4 protein-coding genes are annotated in these 4,745 nt (G+C 45.6%); 2 read left to right on the forward strand and 2 right to left on the reverse strand.

Going from position 1 to position 4,745, the window contains the following annotated elements; translation table 11 throughout:
* Positions 1-542: 542 nt before the first annotated feature.
* Positions 543-1,778: an isocitrate dehydrogenase (NADP(+)) gene (icd, locus tag AB1797_13165; GenBank protein MEW5768536.1), complete on the forward strand. Its 1,236-nt coding sequence runs from the start codon at positions 543-545 to the stop codon at positions 1,776-1,778.
* A 292-nt stretch (positions 1,779-2,070) separates the two neighbouring features.
* Positions 2,071-3,246 carry a divergent polysaccharide deacetylase family protein gene (locus tag AB1797_13170; GenBank protein MEW5768537.1) on the forward strand — a complete coding sequence of 392 codons (1,176 nt, stop codon included), beginning with the start codon at positions 2,071-2,073 and terminating at the stop codon, positions 3,244-3,246.
* Positions 3,247-3,295: 49 nt separating this feature from the next.
* Here AB1797_13170 and AB1797_13175 read toward each other — a convergent pair whose 3' ends face one another.
* Together AB1797_13175 and AB1797_13180 are read right to left on the reverse strand one after the other, a co-directional pair.
* Positions 3,296-3,487: a hypothetical protein gene (locus AB1797_13175; protein MEW5768538.1), complete on the reverse strand. Its 192-nt coding sequence runs from the start codon at positions 3,485-3,487 to the stop codon at positions 3,296-3,298.
* 377 nt (positions 3,488-3,864) lie between these two features.
* Positions 3,865-4,167 carry a hypothetical protein gene (locus AB1797_13180; protein ID MEW5768539.1) on the reverse strand — a complete coding sequence of 101 codons (303 nt, stop codon included), beginning with the start codon at positions 4,165-4,167 and terminating at the stop codon, positions 3,865-3,867.
* Positions 4,168-4,745 lie beyond the last annotated feature (578 nt).

Below are 4,745 nucleotides of genomic sequence, written 5' to 3' on the forward strand. Positions count from 1 at the left end.
ATTTTGCTCACATCTATCTTGCCTACCAAATTGATTCTCTCATCATCAAGGGCAAATCGGGCATAGTCTACGGTAAACTCATCCGAAAGCCTCTTTAAGGTTATATCAAACTCTCCCATAGCCTTATTCTTTCTCTTTTCTTTTTCTGTAAGTGTTCAGCCACAAAGACACTAAGACACAAAAATAGAGCAGTAGAGCAGTAGTTAAAGATTTTTCTGAAAGTTTCAGAACTGCTGTTCTATTGTTCTAATGTTCTCTAAGACACATACTTTAATTTCCCCTTCGTGTCTTCGTGCCTTGGTGGCTGAACGGTTACCTTTTTCTCAGACTCCAACTTCAACTCAATGTTTCTAAGACGCCCAAAGGGAGCTTTATCCCCCTGGTTTTTTATTATATCCCAACTGTTCGGAGTTTGTCAAGCATTTTGAGAGATTCAGGCTGAGAAAGGCAAAAAGTGAGAGATGCTGACTGACCTGTTTCCACTTTTTACTTGAATTGAGCGGATAGATAGGCTATAATGTCCCCAAGGAAGGAGGATTCAAATGATCAGCTTCGACAAACTTACGTTACCATCTCGAGGAGAAAAAATAAAAGAGGCCGATGGCCGGTTAGAGGTGCCTGACCTCCCCATTATCCCGGTTATTGAAGGGGATGGAATCGGACCGGATATCTGGCAGGCTACTAAGAAGGTCGTTGATGCGGCGGTTAAAATTGCTTACCAGGGCCAGAGAGAGATTGTCTGGTTTGAAATCTATGCCGGAGAAAAGGCCTACCAGGAATACAATAACTATTTACCTCAGGACACCCTCAAGGCCATCGAGCATTTTCTTGTGGCCCTGAAAGGCCCTTTAACCACCCCGGTGGGAGGCGGCTTTAGAAGCCTGAATGTCACCCTGAGACAGTATTTTGACCTTTATGCCTGTTTAAGGCCGATTAAGTATATCAAAGGCGTCCCCAGTCCCATTAAGCATCCGGAACAAACCGATCTGGTCATTTTCCGGGAGAATACAGAAGATGTTTACGCCGGGATTGAATGGCCCCAAGGGACGGTTGAGGCGAATGAGATAATCTCTTTTTTAAGGGAAAGATTTGGAGTGGAAATCAGAAAAGATTCCGGAATCGGGATTAAACCTATCAGCCTCATAGGCAGTAAACGCCTGGTTAGAATGGCTATTAAGTATGCCCTTGAGCATAACAGACAAAGGGTCACCCTGGTCCATAAGGGGAATATTATGAAATTTACCGAAGGCGCTTTTAGAGATTGGGGCTACGAGCTGGCCAAAGAGGAGTTTAGCGGGCAGATCGTCACGGAAGAAGAAGTAGGCAACTCTTCTCTGCCTTCAGGCAAGGTTCTGATCAATGACCGGATTGCCGATAACATGTTTGCCCAGATACTGACCAGGACCAATGAGTATGATGTCATTGCGACCACTAATCTCAACGGAGATTACCTTTCTGATGCAGCGGCTGCCCAGGTGGGCGGATTAGGCCTGGCCCCTTCAGCCAATTTAGGCGATAGGATAGCTATCTTTGAGGCCACCCACGGGTCTGCCCCTAAATATGCCGGACGTGATATGGCTAATCCATCTTCCCTTATCCTCTCCGCCTGCCTGATGTTGGAACATATAGGCTGGTCAGAGGCGGGTAAATTAGTGGAAGGAACGCTGGAACGGGCGATTCAGGCCGGTCAGGTTACTTATGATCTGGCCCGCTCTATCGAAGGGGCCACAAAACTTTCCACCTCTGATTTTGCCTCGGCCGTGGTGGATAAGATGTAACCGTTCAGCCACAGATGCACACAGATGAAACACGGAAAATCCGTGAGCCGTGTCCGTGATTCGGGTCTGTCCTTAGGCTGTAGGGACAACCCTTGTGGTTGTCCGTCTACGGAACGGACATGGACAAGCACGGACAGGGACAAGCCCTGTCCCTACACTTCCGCCTTCTGTCCTGTGTTATTTATCCGTGCTAATCCGTGCAGCTATACCTGAACGGTTACGATAAGATAATAACGACTACTGACCACTAACTCCAGTTGGTGGCTTACATTATAACTCGAAACCCGAAAGAATGGCTAAAAAGAAAAAACAAAAAGCGCCACCTAAAGAATCTCTTCGCTGGGTAATCAGCGCCATCTTTTTGCTTTTTGGGCTGTTGATTGGGCTTCTCTGGGGACTGGATTATCTTCAGCAAAAGGCGGGCTTGCCGGGACTATTTGACTCCTTTCGTCAAATAGTTTCTCCGGACCGGGCCAAAGATCCCGGCCGGGTCTCTCGTGAAATTACCTTAGCCCTGGATGAAACCTTGGAGAGATTAGGATTCAAAGAATTTAAATCCGACGACCAGGTAAAAGAAAATTCTAATTCTACCAGTTGGATTCATTCTCTAAGAGAAGTAAAAGTGCCTTCCAGGGGTAAAGAGCTTGAGGAGTATGAATCTATCCTTACGAAGGCCGCCACCCAGGCCGGCGGGATTCTTTTATCAAGAGCCGAAGAGCGTAAGCCGGATTATGAAGCTGTTTCCCTGACCTTCGGACTCCCTTCAAAACCGCTTCATTCTGTTACCCTCAAGAGGCCGTCAAAACCACAAATAGCCCTCATTATTGATGACGCTGGTTATACTCCGAAGATGGAAAAATTTCTTACCCTTGACTGCCCCCTGGCCATTGCCGTCCTGCCCCATTTGGCTTATTCCACTCAGGCAGCCCAACAGGCCAGACAGGCCAATAAAGATGTTATGCTCCATATGCCTATGGAACCGCATGATTATCCAGAGAAAAATCCTGGCCCGGGGGCTATTTTCTCAGGAATGACCGAGGCTGAAATCAGGGATAGCCTTAGGACTGCTTTGAGGGAAATTCCACACGTGATTGGGGTCAACAATCATATGGGCTCCAGGATCACTGAAGATGAAAGAATCATGTCTATCATCCTGGATGAACTGAAGCGCCAGAGGCTTTATTTTGTAGACAGCCTTACTTCACCAAACTCAGTAGCCTATACTCTCGCTCGGCAAAAGGGGATAAGAACTGAAAAACGGCAGGTTTTTCTTGACAATTCAGAAGATGAAGAGGAGATCAGGCATCAACTTAAGCTTCTGGTTAGAATAGCTAAATCTTGTGGCGCCGCCATTGGTATTGGACATGCCCAGAACCCAAACACCGCCAGGATCCTTCAAGATATGCTCCCTCAGCTTAAGGAAGAGGCTGAAATAGTGCCTGTCTCAACCGTAGTTAGTAGACAGTAGTTAGTAAGTAATCCTTATTTTCTACTCCTTACCCCTTACTCCCTACTATCTACTGCCTACCTACTCTCTGAGGCGGGGTTATATTCGGATGGATGACTTCCCATCTGGCTAATCTATTCTCTTTCATGCAATGGTAATATTCCGGACATTCCGCACAGCAGGTCAACTCCATATAATTTTGTCCCATCACCCACTGTCTCACACAGTTATTGTGCTTGTGACACCGGTAGCAACAGTTCATTTTAACATCCTTTGCTTTTAATTAGTGCCTACAGCTAATTTAATTGGTATCTACTCAAAATCAAGTTAAAAAAGTAAGCTCATTACAGATTATAGTGCTATGGGTTAAGTTTCATCTCCTTTTGTCCTGACAGCGTCGGCATAAGAGCTTCCCCTCCCTTGATGGGAGGGGTTAGGGGAGGGTGGTAGCTCTTTTTCTAAGGTTTTTAGCAAGAGTAATAATATTGCCCGCCAATTTCACCCCCCCTATCCCTCTCCCATCAAGGGAGAGGGAATTTTGCTTTATCTCCCAACTAACTGCTTAACTTAGTTTTGAGTAATTACTTTAATTATAACGATTCTCCAGAAGAAAGTCAAGAAAAATTTACTCATCACCCCTCACCTAATGGTTATCCAACCCTGATCATTGACGGTAATTTCTTTTTTACCCCAATACCCCAACGAAAAGGCAGAAGAAGGATTCATTAAATCATCTTCTTCGTCCTGGAAAAAATCGAATTCAGAATCATAAGACAAAGATTCAGTAAAATCTGGATCATCAACCGGCGCAATAGGATTTCTTCCACAACCGGTAACTATTATTCCCAGACCAAGCAGTAAAATTAACCCTGCCTTTCGGATTTTAGAGGGTGAATGGCCGAGTAAGTCCTTGAAGATTCGCGTTAATCCAGAGATGTTCATGCTGATCATCGCCTTTCTGATAGTGGATGGCGAATATTAGACGTAACCGTTCAGCACATGATGCTGGATGCTCGATGCTCGATCTTCGATGCTGGTAAAGGATTCAGTATCCAGGATCGAGCATCCAGGATCGAGGATCGAGGTTGTGTCTTTGTGCCTTAGTGGGTGAACGCTTACTATTAGACAAGAAATTTCTGTAACCGTTCAGCCACCAAGGCACGAAGATGTGTCTTAGTGTCTTTGTAGCTGAACACTTACCGAACTTCTTGACCATCCCTTAATTATATAAACCCAAATCTTAATAAAAAGTTTCGACTTTCTCCTTGACAGTCTCCGCCTTTTATGATATTCTCTTATGCATTGCAGCTGTGGTATATAAGTAAGACACTGATAGTCTCATCCGTAGGGGCGGACCTATGTGTTCGCCCTTTTGTAACCGTTCAGGTATAGCTGCACGAATTAGCACGGATAAATAACACAGGACAGAAGGCGGAAGTGTAGGGACAGGGCTTGTCCCTGTCCGTGCTTGTCCATGTCCGTTCCGTAGACGGACAACCACAAGGGTTGTCCCTACAGCC

The sequence above is a fragment of the bacterium genome (assembly GCA_040753085.1).
In the GTDB taxonomy this organism is placed as follows: domain Bacteria; phylum UBA9089; class JASEGY01; order JASEGY01; family JASEGY01; genus JASEGY01.

Excerpts from the sequence above, each read along its gene's own strand:
- icd (MEW5768536.1), top strand. The coding sequence starts at position 543 with ATGATCAGCTTCGACAAACTTACGTTACCATCTCGAGGAGAAAAAATA.
- AB1797_13180 (MEW5768539.1), bottom strand. The coding sequence starts at position 4,167 with ATGAACATCTCTGGATTAACGCGAATCTTCAAGGACTTACTCGGCCAT.
- AB1797_13170 (MEW5768537.1), top strand. The coding sequence starts at position 2,071 with ATGGCTAAAAAGAAAAAACAAAAAGCGCCACCTAAAGAATCTCTTCGC.
- AB1797_13175 (MEW5768538.1), bottom strand. The coding sequence starts at position 3,487 with ATGAACTGTTGCTACCGGTGTCACAAGCACAATAACTGTGTGAGACAG.